The sequence below is a fragment of the Oxalicibacterium sp. genome, assembly GCF_057353965.1.
Genome location: NZ_JBMQZD010000004.1, coordinates 581,706 through 601,733 on the forward strand (window position 1 = coordinate 581,706; position 20,028 = coordinate 601,733).

Sequence of the window (20,028 nt, forward strand, 5' to 3'; positions counted from 1 at the left end):
ATGGCTATTTCTCGTATTGCGCTGGTCGGCAACCCCAATTGCGGCAAGACCGCCTTGTTCAACCAACTGACGGGCAGTCGCCAGAAGGTCGCCAACTATGCCGGCGTGACGGTCGAGCGCAAGGAGGGCCGCTTCACCGCACCTTCCGGCCGCGCCTTCCGCATACTCGATCTGCCGGGCGCCTACAGCCTGGATGCGACCAGCCCCGACGAAGTCATCACGCGCGACATCTGCCTCGGTCGCGTAGCCGGTGAGGAAATTCCCGAACTGATCGTCTGCGTGGTCGATGCGACCAACCTGCGACTGCACCTGCGCTTCGTGCTCGAAGTGAAGAAGCTCGGCCGGCCGATGATCCTCGCCTTGAACATGATGGACGCGGCACGCAAGCGAGGCATCCGCATCGATCGCGAAGAACTGCAGCGCCAACTGGGCATGGACGTCATCGAAACGGTAGCGATTCAGCACGGCGGCACGCAGGCGCTAGTCGATCATCTGGATGCGATCGACGCGCCGCCGCCGGCGCGTGCGGATGAGGTGGATGCCGATGTCCACGGCCAGGTGCGCCGCATCCTGTCGGCTGCGGTGACGATGCCGCGTTCGACGTCGGCGATCGACGATGCGATGGATCGCTGGCTGCTGCATCCGGTGCTGGGCCTGGCAATTCTTGCCGTCGTGATGTTCTTCATCTTCCAGGCCGTGTTCTCGTGGGCAGAACCGCTGATGGACGGTATCACCGAACTCGTGACCGTGACCGGCGAATGGTTCGGTGCGACGCTGCCGGACGGCCTGCTGCGCAGCCTTGTGGTCGACGGCATCTTCGCCGGCCTCGGCTCGGTGCTGGTATTCCTGCCACAGATCCTGATCCTGTTCCTGTTCATTCTCGTGCTGGAGGAATCCGGCTATCTGCCGCGCGCGGCCTTCCTGCTGGATCGCATCATGTTCAAGGCAGGGCTGACCGGGCGTTCCTTCATTCCGTTGCTGTCCAGCTTCGCCTGCGCGATTCCCGGCATCATGGCGACACGCAGCATCCAGGATCCGCGCGACCGGCTGACGACGATCCTGGTCGCACCGCTGATGACCTGCTCGGCGCGTCTGCCGGTGTATACGCTGCTGATCGGCGCCTTCATTCCGGGCACCACGGTGTGGGGACTTTTCAATCTGCAGGGCATCGTGCTGTTCGTGTTGTATGTGGCCGGCATCGTCAGCGCGCTGGCAGTCGCCTGGTTCATCAAGCGCATCCGCAAGGACAAGAGCGAACATGCGCTGCTGATGGAATTGCCGTCCTACCGTTTGCCTAGCGTGCGCAACGTGGCGATCGGTCTGTGGGAGCGCGCACTGATCTTCCTGCGCCGCGTGACGACGATCATCCTGTCGCTGACCGTGCTGCTGTGGTTCCTGACGACTTTCCCGGGGCCGCCGGAAGGCGCGACGCTACCGGCGATCGACTACAGTATCGCGGGCCGCATCGGCTATGCGCTGGAGCATGTGTTTGCGCCGATCGGTTTCAACTGGCAAATCTGCATCGCGCTGGTTCCCGGCATGGCGGCACGCGAAGTGGCGGTATCCGCGCTCGGCACCGTCTACGCGATGTCCGGCAGCGAAGATGCGGTGGCATCGCAACTGGGTACCCTGATCGCGACACAGTGGCCGCTGGCGACCGCATTCTCGCTGCTGGTCTGGTACATCTTCGCGCCGCAATGCCTGTCCACGCTGGCCGTGGTCCGACGCGAAACCAATTCCTGGCGTACAGTAGCAGTGATGGCCGGCTACCTATTCGGACTGGCTTATCTGGCTTCGTTTGTGACGTACCAAATTACCAAGGCATTGACATGATGCATTCCGATACCGTGCAGCAACTGATCATCGGCGCGATCGTGCTGGTCAGCGCGCTGCACGTGTTGCGCCGCCTGCTGCCGAAGTGGATGCATGCACGGCAGCAGGAACTGGCGACGCTGCTGGACAAGCCGCAGCGCCCGGCAGCATTGCGCGCGTTGGGGAGATGGTTGCATCCCGGCGACCAGGCGGGCGGCGGTTGCGGCAGCGGCTGCAATACCTGTTCCACTTGCGAATCGAATCCGGAAGCCGATGGCAAGAACGACAAGCTGGAAGGCGACGTCAAGCCGCTGAAATTTCACCGGAACATTTAGAAAACATCCGGTAAGAACGCAACGGCTGGCAAGCCGTCCTCACGGAAGACAAACAGGAAAGCAAACAAAAATAAAAAACGGCCGGCGTTGTATCGCCGGCCGTTTTCTTTTGATGTTGCGCCGCAGGTTTTATTGCAGCTGTAATCCGGCGACGACTTCGGTCGAATGCGTGTCGCCCATCAGCAGGCGATGCAGCAGGTTTGCATCGGCGGTGCGGGTTGCGGTGGCGCGTGCATTCAACAGCACCATGACGGCATCGCGGCCGGCAGTACGCACGCGCATGATGATGCAGCGGCCAGCCTCGCGCGTGAAGCCGGTCTTGGATAGCAGGATGTTCCAGTTCTTGTCGCTGACGAGATGATTGGTGTTGTGATAGTGGCGCGGCATGCCGTGGACGTCAATCAGATCACCCGAGACGGTCGTGATCTGTTCGATTGCCGGATAGCGCGCTGCGGCCATCGCCAGTTTCGCCAGATCGCTGGCGGTGGACGTGTTGTATGGCGACAGGCCGGTCGGCTCTTCGATGTTGGTGCGGCGCAGGCCCAGCGCATGCGCTTTGTTGCGCACGGCGACCAGGAAATGCGGCATGCCGCCCGGATAGGTGCGCGCCAGTGCATGCGCGGCGCGGTTATCGGACGACATCAGGGCCAGTTCCAGCAGCGTATGGCGCGTCAGCACGGCACCGACCGGCACGCGCGACGAACTGAATTTCAGCGTATCCACGTCGTCCTCGGTGATTGTGATCGGCTCCTGCATGTCCTGATGGGCATCGAGCACGATCATGGCCGTCATCAGCTTGGTCAGCGAGGCGATCGGCACGATATCGGTCGCGTTCTTTTCGAACAGGACCTGGCCGGTATCTTCATCGACGACGATCGCATGCTTGGAGCCGAGCGACACGGCACCGGCCTGCTGGCCAATGGCGGAAAGGACGAGAAGGGCGGAGAGAAGAAACGAACGGATCATGTCTGCGCTCGGAAAGTTTCCATCGAGCAGCGATAATAGCGTTGTTTCCGGCAGGAATGATACGGTTGTGATGCGTAGGCGCGACTATTCGCGACTATTTTTTGTAACCGATAAAAGTTTGAAAATGTTTGATGGCGTCAGACGGCGGCTTGATTGTTCTTTGACAGCAGTTTGATTGCACGACCGTCATTCGTCGCTGCTTGTTGCTGCTTGTTGCGGACTATTGCTGAGTTCGTTGTCTATTCGTCGCTTGAATAGCGCTGTTCGCGCCACGGGTCGCCGCGGTTGTGATAGCCGCGCACCTCCCAGAATCCCGGCGCGTCCTGCGTACGGAACTCGATCCTGTTGATCCACTTTGCGCTTTTCCAGAAATACAGATGCGGCACGACCAGCCGCACCGGCCCGCCATGCTCACGCGCCAGCGGCTTGCCGGACCAGGTGTGCACAAGCATTGCGCCTTCGGCGGCAAAGTCGTCCAGCGTCAGGTTCGTCGTGTAGCCATCGGAAGAGTGCAGCAGTACGAAACGCGTGGCGGGAAGCGGCACCACGGATTCCAGCAGATCGATGGTGGATACGCCTTGCCACTGGTTGTCGTAGCGCGACCAGCTGGTCACGCAATGGATATCGGACACGACATCGATCTGCGGTTGCGCCATCAGGTCGGTCCAGCGCCAGATGGCGGGGCGCGCAATTGCGCCGAACAGTTGCAATTGCCACGCGCCCGGCGCGATATCGGGATGTTCGCCCAGATCCAGCACCGGCCAGTCGCTGGTGCGATGCTGGCCCGGCGGCAGGCGTGCATCGTTCGATTGCCTGCCTGCGGGGCGACGTCCATCCTGCGCCCAGCGTTCCTTGCTGAGAGTCAGCTTGCTGGGCGGCGGAAGATCGTCGTCGCTCATGGCGTCAGTTTGCCTGACGGCGGGCGATTTCCATCTTCACTGGCAGGCTGGGATCCAGTGTGCCCGCAATCGTGCTGAACATGTCCGCTGCATTGTCGAAACCGTTTGCCCGCAGATGTTCGGCTTCCTTCATCATGTGCATGGCCAGGCTTGCATCGCTGCTGCCTGTGCCTTTCAGGCTACGGCCAACATGGCGGCACAATGACTCAAATTCGCTCTTGTTGATGGTTTTCGGCTTTTCGGTCGATGCGTCATTGGTGTTGTCGGCGGCATTGTCGCTCATCGTATTCTCCTGTTTGGTTGCAATCGTCGTCTATTTTAGCCTCCGACGACTGTGCCATGCATGGCCGGAATCGGCTTGCTTGGCAACAAAGCGACGTAGCCGGCCGCACAGGCAACGATAAACGCGCGGAAAAGGACATGCAGCAAATTGCTTGATAACGCACGCGTCGGTAATCGACGCAGAAATGCCGGTGTTTTACCTTGAACCAAGCTATTTGATGAGTGAAAGACGGTGCGAGGCTGGCAGGAAATACGAACATCCCGCTCTGGCAGGCGAAATACCGTGAAATACCTCACTCAATGACGGCTTTGCGTCTGTTCCAACAGGATTGCCAGATTCCGGCCATGTCCGGCCGGGATAAAATTTGCCATAATCCGAGGTTGGCCGCCATTGACGCCAAGTCGATGCGCATTTGATGCAGATGCGAAATGTTGCATGCGGCCGCTGCTTTCATCCACAACAATCACAACGATCAGATCGCCATGTTTGCACCTTCCTTGATGGGCCGTCTTTCCTTCACGCACATTGCACCGAGCAAGCCGCCGTTCGCCAATCCGGGCCGCAATCATCTCGGCCTCTTCGCCGAACGGGATGCCGTACTGTACGTGCCATCCAGCTTGCCGAAGGAAGGGCCGGTTCCGCTGCTGGTGATGTTTCACGGCGCGGGCGGCTTCCCGGAGAAGGTGTTGCCGTTCCTGGAAGAGCATGCGGAACGCGAAGGTTTCCTGATCCTGGCGCCGCATTCGCTGTATCCGACCTGGGATATCGTCATCGGTGGCAGCGGCCCGGATCTGGAACGCCTGGAACAGGAATTGAATGAAGTCTTCTCGCGTTACCAGATCGATACCAGCCATTTCGGCTTTGCCGGCTTCTCCGACGGCGGCAGCTATTCGCTGTCGATGGGCATCACGAACGGCGATCTGGTCAGCCATGTGATCGTATTCTCCGGCGGCTTCATGTCGGTCTTCATGCAAGAGGGTTCGCCCAAGGTTTTCATCTCGCACGGATTAATCGACGAACAACTGCCGATCGAGACCAGCGGCCGCAAGCATGCGGATCAGCTGAAAGCCGCAGGCTACGATGTGCAATACGTCGAGTTCAACGAAAAGCACATCATCCATCCGCCTATCGTCAAGCTCGCGGTCAATTTCTTCCTCGACCGGCCGGCCGCCGACTGATCGTCCAACGGCGCCGGCAGTCTCTTATGGCGTCTGTAGCGACGGGGCGTGCGTGATCTCCACAGTCACATGCGCCAATTCTTCATGGATGGCGAGCTGCCGGCGGAAGTAATCCGGTGGCACATCCTCGGCGACAGCCAGACTCAGGATGCAGGCGTATTTCTGCCTGCCCACGCGCCAGACATGCAGATCGCAAATACGTGCAGCGATCGGGCTGGCGGCAATGACATCGCGTATTTCATCGACGACCGGCGCATCCATTTCCGCGTCGAGCAGGATACGGCCGCTGTCGCGTATCAATCCGACTGCCCACACCGACACCAGCACGCCGCCGACGATGCCCATCACCGGATCCAGCCAGGTCGCGCCGTACAGCTTGCCGCCGAACAGTGCGACGATTGCCAGAACCGACGTTGCGGCGTCAGCCACTACATGCAGATAGGCTGAACGCAGGTTCAGATCATGGTGATGATGGCCATGATGATGATCGTGATCATGGTCGTGGTCGTGCGCATGTTCATGGCCATGATGGTGATGATGATCATCCTTCAGCAGCCAGGCGCAAGCCAGATTGACAACAAGGCCGACGACGGCAAGGGAAATCGCCTGGTCGTAATGAACGGCCTGCGGATTCAACAGGCGTTCGAACGATTGCCAGAACATCAGCGCGGCCATGCCGAGCAGCAGCAGGGCACTGGTGTAACCACCGAGAATCTCGATCTTCCAGGTGCCGAATGCAAAGCGCACGTCATGCGCCAGCCGTCTTGCTAGCACATAGGCCAGCGCCGACAGGCCGAGCGCCACGGCGTGCGAACTCATGTGCCAGCCATCGGCCAGCAACGCCATCGAATTGAACAGGTAGCCGCCGCTGATTTCGGCCACCATCATCGTCATCGTCAGGGCCAGCGCCCATAGCGTCTTTCTTTCCGCCAGCGGATTGTCGTCGTTGAAGACATGGTCATGAACGGGAAGATGATCGTCGAATGTGGACATGAGTGCGTTTCCGAATATACTGTACCCCAGTATATTATCAGTTCCGAGGATGGGAGAGTGAAATGTCACACATGACAGGCGACAACGGCAAGCTGCTGGCCCGCGTGCGGCGCATCAAGGGGCAGGCGCAGGCACTGGAGAAGGCGCTGGAACAGGGAGCCGATTGCGGCGCCATCCTGCAGCAGATCGCTGCCATCCGTGGTGCAGCCAACGGTTTGATGGGACAGGTGCTGGAAACGCATATCCGCGAACATCTGGGCTCGGACAAGGTGACGGCGGCACAGAGGCGCGACGATCTGGAACAGGTGGTCGGCGTTTTGCGTTCCTATCTGAAATAGTCATCCAGATAGCTGTCGTAATACGAAAACAGACGCAGAAAAATGACACAGGATGAACGATGCGCAAAACTGCCGTGCTACACTTTCCCGCATGAATCGCATCGTCAAAATCGTATTGCTGTGGCTTCTTGCGCTGGCCTTGCCGGTGCAGGGATGGGCTGCAGCCACGCAGATTTCCTGCGCGCCGACGATGCATCATCCGGCACAGGCATCCGGCTACACATCGCATGAAACGCCGCGTGCGCAGAATCATCACGCGATGCATGACGGCATGCACGAAGCGGCCGCCGCAGACATGCACGGCGATTCCTCGCCGGTTCCCGCCAAGCTTGGCGATGCAAAATGCAGCGCCTGTGCTGCCTGTTACGTCGGCCTGACTGCATTGCCGTCTTCTTCCGACTGGCCGCTGTCGGCCATTGCTTCCACTCCGGTCGTCGTCACGCCGGCTTCCTCCTTCGTCGGCCACGTTCCCGACGGCATCAAGCGTCCTCCCAGAACCGTTCTCGTTTAGCTATCCGGTTCCCGCCGGTCGCAAGCTGATGCGTCCGTCCGTTTAGCGGATGGCGTATTCGCCCGATCGCGCGTTTTTGATCATTTTGATCTTCACGAACGAGAACATCATGAAATCGATTTTTCTATTGCCGGCAGGGCTGTCGGCCGTCTTCGCGTTGAGCGCCCACGCACAACCGCCTGTCTCCGCACCTTCCGCTGATCCGGCGGACGCGGCATATTCCGCTTCTGCGCCTGCATACCGTTCCGTTTTCGACGGCTATCGGGAAAGCGCTGAAATGCGCAAATCGGTGCGTCCGTCCAGCCACGCCTGGCGCGCAGCAAACGATGCCGTGAGCAAGTCGGATATGCATGCGGGCCACATGCAGATGCCGTCGTCCGACACCAAATCGCAGGGCGATGCATCGCATGCCGATCACGCCAATCATCAAACCGGCCATCAGGCCAACCACCAAACTGACCACCAGACTGCTCATCCTGTCGATCGCAATACCGGGCACGGCGCTGGACATGACATGCATCAGCACCATCATGGAGGCGGGAAATGACGCGCCGTCCGTCTTTTTCCCAACGTCCCGCTGCGCTGAAGTGCACGGCTGCGCTTGCCGTCGTCATATTGCTGTCCGGTTGCGCATCGTTCTCTACGGACGGCGGCATGAACGACGTCTCTGCGATGACGGCGGAGCGCATCGGCCAACCGATATCGCAGAATGGCCTCAACCAGAACGACGCGAGCCGGCAGGCAGTGCGCGACATGCTGGCCAAGCCGCTGGATGCAGATAGTGCCGTGCGCATCGCATTGCTCAACAATCGCGGCTTGCAGGCATCGCTGGCCGAGGTTGGCGTGGCCGAAGCAGATCTGGTGCAGGCCGGCCGCCTGCGCAATCCGGGCTTTTCATTCGGGCGCCTGAGCGGGGGCGGCGATGACGAGATCGATCGCGGCGTCTTCTTCGATCTCGCCGGCCTGCTGACGATGTCGATGCGCAGCCGTATCGAAAGCGGCCGTTTCGAGCAGGCCAAGCTGCAAGCCGCAGCCGACGTCATCGCGCTGGCCGCCGACGTGCGTCGCGCCTGGTTCGAAGCCGTGGCATCGGAGCAGCGCGCGCAACTGATGGAGCGTGCAAACGAAGCGGCGCAAGCCGGCGCCGAACTGGCCCGGCAGATGCGGCAAGTCGGCAACTGGAACCTGCAAGATGCCACGCGCGAACAACTGTTCCATGCCGAAGCGGCGGCACAACTGGCACGCGACCGCCAGACGGCCTCGGCTGCGCGCGAAAGGCTGACGCGTCTGCTCGGCTTGTGGCAATCCGATATGGCATTCACGTTGCCCGACCGTTTGCCGGCACTGCCGGCACAACTGCCTGCAATGACCGATCTGGAAGCGCGTGCCATGACGCAGCGACTCGACATACAGATCGCAAAGCACAACGCAACCGCCACCGCCGATGCACTGGGCCTGACAAAGACGACGCGCTTCATCAACGTGCTCGATGCCGGGTACGTCAACAAGAGCGAGACCGGCAAATCGCGCAGCAACGGCTACGAAGTCAGCATCGAACTGCCGCTGTTCGACTGGGGCGAAGCCAGGACCCGCAAGGCCGAGGCGCTGTACATGCAGTCCGTGCATCGCACCGCCGAGACGGCGATCCGTGCCCGATCCGAAGTGCGGGAAGCCTATCTCGCCTGGCGCACGGCCTACGATCTGGCACGCCATTATCGCGATGAAGTGATCCCGCTACGCAAGCAGCTATCGGACGACATGCTGCTGCGCTACAACGGCATGCTGGCCAGCGTCTTCGATCTGCTGGCCGACGCACGCATGCAGATGCAAAGCGTCAGCGCCGCCATCGCCGCGCAACGCGACTACTGGCTGGCCGAAATCGATCTGCAGACTGCGATCAACGGCACAGGCCCCATCAACCAGCAAGGGAGTACGGCCTTGTCGTCCACATCGACGGCCATCTCCGGCAACCAAGAACATTGACGAGGAACGAACATGGTTTCACGCAGACATTTCCTGAGCGGCGCAACGGCGCTGATCGGCGCAGGCCTGGTCAGTCGCGCCAATGCGGCCGCCATTCCCGAGGCGCAGATCATCTCGCACGCACATACGATGCCGCCGCCGGCACCGCCGAACGGCCGACCGTTCAACCCCGTCGTCACACTGAACGGCTGGAGCGCGCCATGGCGGATGAAGAACGGCTGGAAGGAATTCCACCTGATCGCCGAACCGGTGATCCGCGAGCTGGCGCCCGGCATGCACGCCACGCTATGGGGCTACAACGGCTCCAGCCCCGGCCCGACGATCGAAGTGGTGGAGGGCGACAAGGTCCGCATCTTCGTCACCAACAAACTGCCCGAGCACACGACCATCCATTGGCACGGCCAGCGCCTGCCGAACGGCATGGACGGCGTCGGCGGCGTCACGCAGCCGCAGATCCCGCCGGGCAAGACTTACGTCTATGAATTCGAGGCGAAACGTCCTGGCACCTTCATGTATCACCCGCATGCCGACGAGGTCACGCAGATGGCGATGGGCATGATGGGCTTCTGGGTCACGCACCCGAAAGACCCGCAGCAATATCGCGTCGATCGCGACTTCGTCTTCCTGCTCAATGCCTACGACATCAAGCCCGGCAGCAGCACGCCGCGCGTCAACACGATGCTGGATTTCAACCTGTGGACGTGGAACAGCCGTGTCTTCCCGGGCATCGATCCCATCGTCTGTCGGCAGGGCGACCGCGTGCGCATTCGCTGCGGCAATCTCAGCATGACCAATCATCCGATTCATCTGCACGGCCATGAATTCGAGGTGACCGGCACCGACGGCGGCTGGGTTCCGCCGAGTGCGCGCTGGCCGGAAGTCTCGGCGGATGTTGCCGTCGGCCAGATGCGCGCGATCGAGTTCGATGCGACGGAGCCGGGCGACTGGGCATTCCATTGCCACAAGGGTCACCACACGATGAATGCGATGGGGCATGACGTGCCGACAATGATCGGCGTCGACCAGCGCAAGATCGCCGAAAAGATCGTACGCATCATTCCGGATTACATGGCAATGGGCAGCAAGGGCATGGCCGACATGGGCACCATGCAGATGCCGCTGCCGGAAAACACGTTGCCGATGATGAGCGGCAATGGCCCGTTCGGACCGATCGAGATGGGCGGCATGTTTACCACCGTCAAGATCAGGAAGGATCAGCGGCCCGGCGATTACAAGGATCCGGGCTGGTACAGGCATCCGAAGGGAAGTGTGGCTTACGACCTGAATGGAAAGAAGGAATGACGTTCGCCATTACCGCAAAGAAAAGTTGCTCTATTCGTGACCGTATCTCATCCATGACATCAACTATTCTCTATAATTTATGTTCATTTAAAAACAATGACTTGTGAATAAAAATTAAAGTGATATTGCAGAAAATGTCACTGTAAATTTCTTACATGGATTGCCCGTGTTTTCCTATGCGCGATGCGGCAGTCGATTGCTAGCATGAAGGTATTCCAGACCAAGGAGGACATCATGAGCAAAAGCACCATCGATCCCGACAATGCCGACAATCTTGAACTGGATCGCGCACAGGAACACAGGCTGGGTGAGGGACATGACATCGATGCCCTCGGTCCAAGCGATTCGTCGGATAGCGGCAGCGACATGGTCGGCACGCCCGGTCGTCATGGCGACACCGACGCGACCGGAACCGGCGAGCGCGCCAGTGTCGAGCGCAGCGACGACAACACGGGCATGCGCGATATCGACGTCGACCGTATCGAGCAAGGACTCGGGCCGGACGATGTCGACGAATAATCCATGCGAATGCCGTAGTCCGCTTCCCTCAAAGCCCGCTTCGGCGGGCTTTTTTATTGCCACTTTATTGCCATTTTTATGCTGCCCGGCTGCCGGACTATTCATCCCGCAAGACGATTTCTCCTTACTTGAAAACATGATTCCAGCCGGCATATAGTCGGCTCTCCGGCATCCAACGGGACGAGAAAATCGCGCTCCACCTGCATTTCCCGCGACTTTTCCGCGAAAGCAGTAACATGCAACACCTGCCGTCGCCGGCGCGAATCCTATTTTCGAAAGGCACAGTCATGACCCGCAGAACCCCCATCGAGCGTTATCGCAATATCGGTATTTCGGCGCATATCGACGCCGGCAAGACCACGACCACCGAGCGCGTGCTGTTCTATACCGGGGTGAACCACAAGATCGGCGAGGTGCACGACGGCGCGGCAACCATGGACTGGATGGAACAGGAGCAGGAGCGCGGCATCACGATCACGTCGGCCGCGACGACCGCCTTCTGGAAAGGCATGGCCGGCAATTTCCCCGAACACCGCATCAACATCATCGACACGCCGGGCCACGTCGATTTCACGATCGAGGTCGAGCGTTCGATGCGCGTGCTGGACGGCGCGGTGATGGTCTACGATTCGGTCGGCGGCGTGCAGCCGCAATCCGAAACCGTCTGGCGCCAAGCCAATAAGTACGCGGTGCCGCGTCTGGCCTTCGTCAACAAGATGGACCGCATCGGCGCGGATTTCCTGCGCGTCTACCAGCAGATCAAGGATCGCCTGAAGGGCAATCCGGTGCCGATTCAGCTGCCGGTCGGCGCGGAAGACCATTTCCAGGGTGTGATCGACCTCGTCAAGATGAAGGCCATCCTGTGGGACGAAGCCAGCCAGGGCGTGAAATTCGAGTACGGCGAGATTCCGGCAGAGCTGAAGGATCAGGCGCAGGAATGGCACGACAAGATGGTCGAAGCCGCTGCCGAAGCCGATGAAACCTTGTTGGACAAATACCTCGGCGGCGAAATGCTGAGCGAAGAGGAAATCGTCGGCGCGCTACGTCGCCGTACGGTGGCCGGGGAAATCGTGCCGATGCTGTGCGGAAGTGCTTTTAAAAACAAGGGTGTACAGGCGTTACTTGATGCAGTTATTCAATATCTGCCGTCCCCCATCGACGTGCCGGCGATCAAGGGTCACGACGAACAGGACCGCGAAATCGAGCGTCATCCCGGCGACGACGAGCCGTTCTCCGCGCTCGCCTTCAAGATCATGACCGATCCCTTCGTCGGCCAGCTGACCTTTTTCCGCGTGTATTCCGGCGTCGTCAATTCGGGCGATACCGTCTACAGCCCGATCAAGGGCAAGAAGGAGCGATTGGGCCGCATCCTGCAGATGCACGCGAACGAGCGCAAGGAAATCAAGGAAGTCTACGCGGGCGACATCGCGGCCGCCGTCGGGCTGAAGGATGTGACGACCGGCGACACGCTGTGCGACACCGACAAGGTCATCATCCTGGAACGCATGATCTTTCCGGAGCCGGTGATTTCGCAGGCGGTCGAGCCGAAGACCAAGGCCGATCAGGAAAAGATGGGCATCGCGCTCAATCGCCTAGCGCAGGAAGACCCGTCGTTCCGCGTGCATACCGACGAGGAATCCGGCCAGACCATCATTTCCGGCATGGGCGAGCTGCATCTGGAAATCCTGGTCGATCGCATGAAACGCGAATTCAACGTCGAAGCCACGGTCGGCAAGCCGCAGGTCGCCTATCGCGAAACCATCGGCAAGACGGTGAGCGACGTCGAAGGCAAGTTCGTCAAGCAGTCGGGCGGCCGCGGCCAGTACGGCCATGCGGTGCTGACGATGGAACCGCTGGAAGCGGGCAAAGGCTATGAGTTCGTCGATGCGATCAAGGGCGGTGTGATTCCGCGCGAATACATTCCGGCAGTCGACAAGGGCATCCAGGAAACGCTGAAGAGCGGCGTGCTGGCCGGCTATCCGGTGGTGGACGTGAAAGTCACGCTGACCTTCGGTTCGTATCACGATGTTGACTCGAACGAGAATGCCTTCCGCATGGCCGGTTCGATGGCCTTCAAGGAAGGCATGCGCCGCGCCAATCCGGTGCTGCTGGAGCCGATGATGCACGTCGAAGTCGAGACGCCGGAGGAATTCCTCGGCAACGTGATGGGCGATCTGTCGTCGCGGCGCGGCATGGTGCAGGGCACGGACGACATCGCCGGTGGCGGCGGCAAGCTGGTACGCGCCGAAGTGCCGCTGGCCGAGATGTTCGGCTATTCGACGACGCTGCGTTCGCTGACGCAGGGCAGGGCAACGTACACGATGGAGTTCAAGCACTACGCGCCGGTGCCCAAGCATATTCTCGATCAGGTCGCCACGAAATGATGGCCGTTGCCGGCCTGCGGTTGCGAGATCACATGTATCGCATAGCCCGCATATGTCGCACCAGCCGGTTCCGAAAATGAGCCATTCGCCCGGCTGGTACGACCGGCACGTGCTGCCGTATCTGCTGGATGTCGCTTGCGGCATGGCGCCGATCGCGCGGCAACGCGAACTGATCGTGCCGCGTGCGGCGGGGCAGGTGCTGGAAATCGGCATTGGCACCGGCCTGAACCTGGCGTTCTACAAGCGGCAGCAAATCGAAAAATTGATCGGCGTCGATCCGGCCGCGCAGATGCATGCGCTGGCGCGGCGTCGCAGTCTGCGCGCCGATCTGCCGGTCGAATTGCTGCAGCTATCGGCAGAACGGCTGCCACTGCCGGACGCAAGCGTCGACTGCATCGTCTGCACCTACACGCTCTGTTCGATTCCCGATCCGCTGACGGCCTTGCACGAGATGCGCCGTGTGCTGCGTCCCGGCGGCAGACTGCTGTACGCAGAACACGGGCTAGCGCCCGATGCGCATGTGGCGCGCCATCAGGCGCGGCTGGAACCGTACTGGTCGAAAGTCGCTGGCGGCTGCCACCTGACACGTCATGTGCCGTCGCTGCTGAAGCAGGCTGGTTTTACCGTGAACGGCGAATCGGCCTATGTCGCCTGGCCGCGCTCGCTTTCGTATAACTATTGGGGCGAGGCGACCGTTTCCTGATTTCCGGCTTTTCCTGAAGCGGTGAGAACAGCGAATCGAATCAGTTCGATCCAGCAGAATGTTCTCTCACATGGCGCAAGGTGATCGCCGAGATCACCCAAGCCGCGATCGCGCAAACGGCGATGCCGACCACCATCGGCCGCGCGGTGCCGTCGGCGAACGGGCCGATCAGCGCAACCATCACGGCGCCGGTCACGAACTGCAGCGTTCCCATCAATGCCGAAGCGGTGCCGGCAATTTCGCCGTGTTCCTCTAGCGCCAACACGGCCGTGGTCGGCACCACCAGGCCGAGAAAGCCGTAGCCGATGAACAGCATTACCAGCATTACATCCAGCCGCGTCACGCCGGCCAGATTCAGCAGCATCAACGCTGCCATCATGATGGTGAATCCGGTGACGGCGACCTTCACGACCGGCACCAGTCCGTAGCGCCGGCTCAGCCGGCCGGTGAACTGCGATACGCCGATGAAGGATGCCGCGTTCGCCGAAAAGGCGAGGCTGTATTCGCGCGGCGACAGGCCGTAATGGTTGATCAGCACGAACGACGAATTGGCCAGATAGGTGAAGAAGCTCGCCACGCCGAACGAGCCGATGAAGACCAGTCCCAGGAAATGCCAGTCGCGGCACAGGAACAGATAGGCTTTCAGCGCACCGCTGACGCTGCTGCCGACCCGCTGCTCGGGTGTACGCGTTTCCTGCTGGCCGCTGGCGAGCAGAATCAGCGCCAGCCCGGCGGCAATGGCCACCGCCCAGAATACGCTGCGCCAGCCGCTCCATTCGATCAGAAAACTGCCGGCCAGCGGCGCCAGAATGGGCGACACGCTGAACACCAGCATCAGCAGCGACATCAGCCGTGCCGCATCATGGCCGGTATGCAGATCGCGCACGATCGCACGCGGAATCACCATGCCGGCTGCTGCGCCCAGTCCTTGCAGGAAACGCAGCACGATCAGCGTATGGATATTCGGTGCCAGCGCGCAGCCGACGCTGCAGACGGCAAACAGCAGCAATCCGAAATACAGCGGCGGCTTGCGGCCGACCATGTCCGAGATCGGGCCGTACAGCAACTGGCCGATGCCGAGCGAAATGAAAAACGCCATCAGGCTGGCCTGCACGGCATTGGCCGGCGCATCGAGGCTGGCGCCGATCGACGGCAATGCCGGCAGATACATGTCGATGGCGAATGGACCGATGGCCGACAGCAGGCCCAGTACAAGGGCGTTTTTATAAAAATGGGAGTTCATCGTTGGCGCGGAGGAGGGAAGCGCGCATCTTAAATCAATTTTGTTTCATGCACTTGGACAGCGGATGCCTCTTTCCATGTGGCATGCCGCTGTCGCCTGTGGATTGGTTGCATTGCCTGTTCTAATTGCCGAATTTTTTCCGTGCACCTTGCTGCGCTGCCTGGGCGTCAAGGATCAGTTTGTAGGCAACGTAGTATTTGTAGATGTTCCGCACATAAGTCGTAGTCTCGATGCCGATCTTCTCGGCGACCACAATCTCAACGTTGTTGAACCATTTGTCCGGATCGAGCCCGCGCTTCGCCGCCAGCTTGCGCATCTTGGAGATATTGCCGGGGCCAGCGTTGTAACTGGCGAAAGCAAACAGCGGCCGGTCCGATTCGCTGAACTTGGCATCGGGGAAATAGCGCGTCATCAGCTTGTCCATGTATTTGGCACCGCCATGGATATTCGGCTCGATCTTGTGGATATTGCCGACTCCAAGCTCCTTGCCGGTTGCCGGCATGATCTGCATGACGCCGATGGCGCCGACATGGCTGCGCGCATTTTGGTCGAGCCGCGATTCCTGATAACCCTGCGCGGCCAGCATCAACGGATCGAAACCATACTTGGCGCCGTATTCCTCGAATAGATCCAGCGTGCTTTCGAAACGCTTCATTTCGGCGCTGGACGTGTTGTTCGAGATCTGCTTGATGCGCTTGTTGTAGCTGGCGATACGGCCGGCGATGCCGCCGGTTTTGACGACCTGCTTCTTGTAATAGTCGACAATGGCTTCTTCAAGCTTGGGACTTTTCTTGCGTATGGCCCATCCGATATAGCCTTCGCTGCGCAGCACGATGTCGTTTCTGACCTTGATCTTGGGCAGCACCTGCGCCCATATCTTTGCTTTCCATGCGTCGACCACGGTAAATGCAAGCTGGCCTGCGTTGAGCATTTCGAGGATGTCCTCGTCTTCCAGTTCATCCGGCAGCGGCGTGATTTTCACCGGCGCTTTCCCGATCTTCTTCAGGTGCTCATTGAGCGCGACCAGGCTCTGGTAGTAGCTCGACGCAGGACGCACATGTACCGTCTTGCCGGAAAGATCGTCGATCGTGGCGACGGCAGGGGATTTGGGGCCGGTAATCAGCAATTCGGATGCCGGCAACGCATCCTTGGGCGCGACGAAATCGACGATCTTCATGCGTTCTGGCGTTGCCGTCAGATTGCCGGCCGCGATGTCTCCCAGACCTTGCTCAAGGCCGCTGATCAGTTTGTCGCGCGTGGTCGGGATGATATAGATGGTCAGCGGCCGTTTGCCGAGTTGTTTGGCGTACTTCCTGTTGATGTACCGCTCGAAATCGCGCAACAGGAGGGACGGCCGGGATTCTTGCAAAATTTGCCAAAATCCCACCTAACTTTTTGATTTAAATAATTTTTGTCTTGTAGTTCATTGGCGGAACCACTCGATCAAAATCTAAGGTGTAATCCCCGAATCGGTTGATATGTTCAGTACGATATGGCGCCAAAGAGGCCAACACTTCCTCGGTTATGGGCAGTCCCTCTTCCTGCATATCCTTCAGCACGCCCGTCATTGCCTCGACATTGTGCAAAATTGCCAGATTGGCCACCAACTGATTGTATTTCACTACCTTACGTTGCTCATGACGGACATTTTCAGCAATCACGCCCTGATTGCCAAAAAATAGCCACTTGATGAATTGATTGAATTCTTCACTCTTGTTTGTCGCTGCGTTGATAGTTTTGCGCAGATCGAGGTCGCTAATATATTTCAACAGAAACTCTGTTCTGACCACGCGCCCCAACTCACGGAAGGCAAAATAAAGCTTATTTTTTCGGCTTGCAGTCCCGAGCCGCCGTAGGATCGTCGATGGCGTGATTTTGCCGGCTTTAATCGATAAGGCAATGCGTAACATATCTGGCAAATGGGTCTCGATAATTTCCCAATTGACGGCTTCACTGAACAGGCCATTAATATGTTCATACCGTACGCCTCGTTCTGGCTTGTAAAAAACCAGTTTTTTCAGCTGACGAATACGCGGCATCAAATTGATACCCAGCAGATATGCCAAGCCGAAGACCGGTGCGCTCTGAGCATGCGTGTCACCATGCAGCGTATCAGGCTGAATATCCGATTCGTTCTTGATAAGACCGTCCAGAATGTAGATAGCCTCGTAGACCCCACAAGGGATAAAGTGGCTGAATAAGGCGATATACATGTCTGAGACGTGGTAATACCCGATTCCACCATATCCGCCATACCGAATATGGTATTCGGACAGTAAGTTCTGCTCATACATGTTCCATTTGGTGCCATCGGCCGACGCACTTTTTCCAGATCCCCAGAACTTGGGGAGTGCGAATTTGTTATAGGCGTTGATAACTTGAACAGTTGCCTTTTCCAATCGCTCCTCAGTTATATGGTGCAAATTTAACCAGGCTACTTGCTTACGGCTTAGCCCTTTGACCGATCGCGCCGTTTGAGTAGGGCCGAGATTGCAGCCATAACAAAACAATGTCGTGACGAATCGCTTACGCGGATCGTCAATTTTGGCTTCAAAGCCAGATAAGGTTCCGAACTGTTTGTGAAGATCGAGCCACGTCTCTGATTCAACCAGGATGTCGAGGATATTCTTTTCTGGAAGGCGCGCCGTAATCTCTTTGTCGATATGGTCCAGAGCTGCAGGTTTGGTGTCCTTGCCGTGTTTTTTCAAGACGATTTCATTGCCGTTTAAATCAAGATGCTCGTTGTTTGGCATACCCTGATCGACGCGGAAAGCTGTGTCAGAAAACCATTTTTTGAGGTTGCTGACAAATTGTTTGGAATCAGTAGGGAAATCAAGCATCGCCCCATATTCTGTGACTTGGGCTTCATAGGTATCCCAGTCGACTAGCTGGGTGCGGTAGTCACTATATTGATCGCTATTGGACACATAAAGATCGCCCGACTGCAGTTCCTGCATTGCTTCGGTTAAAACACAGAGTTCAAAGTACTTGCGGTTGATTTCTATGACAGCGCCCGATTTTTGGCCAGTCACAGGCCGCCGCCATTTTTCCGGGAGCCATTTCAAGTTGATATTCGTGCCAACGATCGATAACCATTCTTTGTGGCTTTGTCGATTCGCCAGAACAAACCGAATCGCCTCTATGAGAGACACGTCGGCAGATGTGGATTCCAGGTCAAGCAGACTCAAGCAGTTCAGCAACAAAGGCCGTTGTGTCTGGTATGGCGCCAACATAAACGGAAGATAATTGTTTCCTGCATAGGCCATGTGCTCCTCGCATTCGGCGAGAAGGCTTTCGGGATCGCCATGCATGGCAATGGCAATCCGTTTGCCTCGTTCTTGATCGGTTTCTCCCTCTTGAAACGCTTCAAGCACATCACGCAATTGCGAAACGAGTTTTTCCGTACGCTTTTGGTGTTCCAAATAATACAGTTGCAGTTGTTCTACCGCACCGGTATGGATTTTTCGCATTTTGCGGATAAACATATCGACTGCATCGTCTAGTGCTTTACTCAATTGCGAATGAAATAACAACACCATCAACGCATAGCGCTTGTTCTGCTGCATGGCCTTTAGATCTGCTGCATCCAGCGCACGTGCTTCGTTGACATATTGTGTGCGCTTGGCCACCGGAATATGGTCAACTTGTGGCAATCCGCAAGCCCAGCTTTTGAGCCATTTCACACGCTCGAGATATTGGCGGACTTCGGTGTTGGTCGGCTTTCTCGGATCTTGTTTTATTTGTTGCCAACCGGTGATTAACTGGCCGGGGGAGAGAATCAGCATGGCATCGAACTGGTTGATGACGGCTGATGGCAATGGATCAGCCAGTGTGTGAAAGTATTGTTCATTGACGTGATTTCGAATTCGAAATGCGGCGCGATTCAAGCGGCTGAATGCAGGAAGTTCGTAGCGCTGACGTATCAATTCTTCGATAACGACATTGATGATGTCTGCCAATTCTTGTTTGGTTTGGGCGGCTTGCGTTGCCGCCAACTCGATTGCCTTGTCCGTCTCTTTTGAGATTGGCTGGATCTTCAAATATGTACGGATTACATCGATAAAATCACGCCGAGAGCGCGATTTCTCTTCCGCCACCATTGCGCGTAACGGTACCGGGGGTACGCCAATGGATTTAGTGATAAAAGTCACGATGGCTTCTGGCACTTCCGCGAACATCGGGAAATAACCCAGCCGTTGAACGGTTTTCAACAGAACCATCAAATACAGCCGTGAAGCATTGCTACGACTAAGTCGGCGTGCAAAACGCTGTTCAGTCTCATTTGGTGTATAGATTTCTTCTAATTCACGCTGGGTCAAGTCCGGCTTGAAGCGTGGGTAAGCCGTTTCATGGATGCTGCTCAAACTATGCTCCCGCCATACGCAGTCAATTTTGAAAAAAATTGATACACTGCCAATGAGGTGTTCCAAAGTCAACTTGATCAAATAGATGCTGGCCTATGTGTGTCTCGGCCGGGGATGCGGCCTGTTGCCGCCGGCCACAAGAGAGTGCGTGGCATCTCTGCGATAGTCTCGCTATCGTTTTTCGTTGTCTGCTCGCCCCAAACAGTTTCCTGACC

The 20,028-nt window shown here is 58.2% G+C and carries 18 protein-coding genes; 11 read left to right on the forward strand and 7 right to left on the reverse strand.

All coding sequences use genetic code 11. The features are described from left to right. A complete protein-coding gene (gene feoB / locus ACO1VH_RS09215) occupies window positions 1-1,833 on the forward strand; it encodes a ferrous iron transporter B (RefSeq protein ID WP_486244202.1) in 1,833 nt (610 codons plus the stop codon). Next, window positions 1,830-2,147, forward strand: a complete 318-nt coding sequence (locus ACO1VH_RS09220; protein ID WP_486244203.1) for a DUF6587 family protein — start codon at window positions 1,830-1,832, stop codon at window positions 2,145-2,147. Before feoB ends, ACO1VH_RS09220 begins: the two co-directional genes overlap by 4 nt. A gap of 129 nt (window positions 2,148-2,276) precedes the next feature. Here the strand turns inward: ACO1VH_RS09220 and ACO1VH_RS09225 are convergent, their stop codons facing one another. From ACO1VH_RS09225 to ACO1VH_RS09235, 3 genes are all read right to left on the reverse strand, one after another. Further along, window positions 2,277-3,113, reverse strand: a complete 837-nt coding sequence (locus ACO1VH_RS09225) for a serine hydrolase (RefSeq protein ID WP_486244204.1) — start codon at window positions 3,111-3,113, stop codon at window positions 2,277-2,279. A 239-nt stretch (window positions 3,114-3,352) separates the two neighbouring features. Continuing rightward, on the reverse strand, window positions 3,353-4,012 hold the full coding sequence (locus ACO1VH_RS09230) for a sulfite oxidase-like oxidoreductase (protein ID WP_486244205.1): 660 nt from the start codon (window positions 4,010-4,012) through the stop codon (window positions 3,353-3,355). A gap of 4 nt (window positions 4,013-4,016) precedes the next feature. Continuing rightward, window positions 4,017-4,295: a hypothetical protein gene (locus ACO1VH_RS09235; protein WP_486244206.1), complete on the reverse strand. Its 279-nt coding sequence runs from the start codon at window positions 4,293-4,295 to the stop codon at window positions 4,017-4,019. 482 nt (window positions 4,296-4,777) lie between these two features. On the opposite strand from ACO1VH_RS09235, the gene ACO1VH_RS09240 reads away from it, so the two are divergent. Continuing rightward, entirely contained in the window at window positions 4,778-5,473 is a 696-nt protein-coding gene (locus ACO1VH_RS09240; protein ID WP_486244207.1) for an alpha/beta hydrolase, read from the forward strand. Window positions 5,474-5,497: 24 nt separating this feature from the next. Here ACO1VH_RS09240 and dmeF read toward each other — a convergent pair whose 3' ends face one another. Beyond that, window positions 5,498-6,466 (reverse strand): CDF family Co(II)/Ni(II) efflux transporter DmeF, encoded by a 969-nt coding sequence (gene dmeF, locus ACO1VH_RS09245; protein ID WP_486244208.1) that lies wholly within the window; start codon window positions 6,464-6,466, stop codon window positions 5,498-5,500. 62 nt (window positions 6,467-6,528) lie between these two features. On the opposite strand from dmeF, the gene ACO1VH_RS09250 reads away from it, so the two are divergent. The 8 genes from ACO1VH_RS09250 to ACO1VH_RS09285 all read left to right on the forward strand — a co-directional run bounded on the left by ACO1VH_RS09250 (window position 6,529) and on the right by ACO1VH_RS09285 (window position 14,206). Continuing rightward, a complete protein-coding gene (locus ACO1VH_RS09250) occupies window positions 6,529-6,804 on the forward strand; it encodes a metal/formaldehyde-sensitive transcriptional repressor (protein WP_486244209.1) in 276 nt (91 codons plus the stop codon). Between the two features lie 91 nt (window positions 6,805-6,895). Then, window positions 6,896-7,315: a hypothetical protein gene (locus ACO1VH_RS09255; RefSeq protein ID WP_486244210.1), complete on the forward strand. Its 420-nt coding sequence runs from the start codon at window positions 6,896-6,898 to the stop codon at window positions 7,313-7,315. 109 nt (window positions 7,316-7,424) lie between these two features. Further along, a complete protein-coding gene (locus ACO1VH_RS09260; RefSeq protein ID WP_486244211.1) occupies window positions 7,425-7,862 on the forward strand; it encodes a hypothetical protein in 438 nt (145 codons plus the stop codon). Then, the gene (locus tag ACO1VH_RS09265) at window positions 7,859-9,298 is read left to right on the forward strand and encodes a TolC family protein (RefSeq protein ID WP_486244212.1); all 1,440 of its coding nucleotides are present in this window, start codon (window positions 7,859-7,861) and stop codon (window positions 9,296-9,298) included. Before ACO1VH_RS09260 ends, ACO1VH_RS09265 begins: the two co-directional genes overlap by 4 nt. 12 nt (window positions 9,299-9,310) lie before the next feature. Continuing rightward, window positions 9,311-10,600 (forward strand): multicopper oxidase family protein, encoded by a 1,290-nt coding sequence (locus ACO1VH_RS09270; protein ID WP_486244213.1) that lies wholly within the window; start codon window positions 9,311-9,313, stop codon window positions 10,598-10,600. A gap of 234 nt (window positions 10,601-10,834) precedes the next feature. After that, window positions 10,835-11,119 carry a hypothetical protein gene (locus tag ACO1VH_RS09275; RefSeq protein ID WP_486244214.1) on the forward strand — a complete coding sequence of 95 codons (285 nt, stop codon included), beginning with the start codon at window positions 10,835-10,837 and terminating at the stop codon, window positions 11,117-11,119. Window positions 11,120-11,406: 287 nt separating this feature from the next. Further along, window positions 11,407-13,503, forward strand: coding sequence for an elongation factor G (gene fusA / locus ACO1VH_RS09280; RefSeq protein WP_486244215.1), 2,097 nt, complete (start codon window positions 11,407-11,409; stop codon window positions 13,501-13,503). A 76-nt stretch (window positions 13,504-13,579) separates the two neighbouring features. Continuing rightward, window positions 13,580-14,206, forward strand: a complete 627-nt coding sequence (locus tag ACO1VH_RS09285; protein ID WP_486244216.1) for a class I SAM-dependent methyltransferase — start codon at window positions 13,580-13,582, stop codon at window positions 14,204-14,206. Window positions 14,207-14,246: 40 nt separating this feature from the next. On the opposite strand, the gene ACO1VH_RS09290 is transcribed toward ACO1VH_RS09285, so the two are convergent. The 3 genes from ACO1VH_RS09290 to ACO1VH_RS09300 all read right to left on the reverse strand — a co-directional run bounded on the left by ACO1VH_RS09290 (window position 14,247) and on the right by ACO1VH_RS09300 (window position 19,813). Then, window positions 14,247-15,449, reverse strand: a complete 1,203-nt coding sequence (locus ACO1VH_RS09290; RefSeq protein ID WP_486244217.1) for a multidrug effflux MFS transporter — start codon at window positions 15,447-15,449, stop codon at window positions 14,247-14,249. A gap of 121 nt (window positions 15,450-15,570) precedes the next feature. Next, window positions 15,571-16,818: an MltF family protein gene (locus tag ACO1VH_RS09295; protein ID WP_486244218.1), complete on the reverse strand. Its 1,248-nt coding sequence runs from the start codon at window positions 16,816-16,818 to the stop codon at window positions 15,571-15,573. Window positions 16,819-16,849: 31 nt separating this feature from the next. Next, the gene (locus tag ACO1VH_RS09300; protein ID WP_188422798.1) at window positions 16,850-19,813 is read right to left on the reverse strand and encodes a Tn3 family transposase; all 2,964 of its coding nucleotides are present in this window, start codon (window positions 19,811-19,813) and stop codon (window positions 16,850-16,852) included. Between the last annotated feature and the right edge of the window lie 215 nt (window positions 19,814-20,028).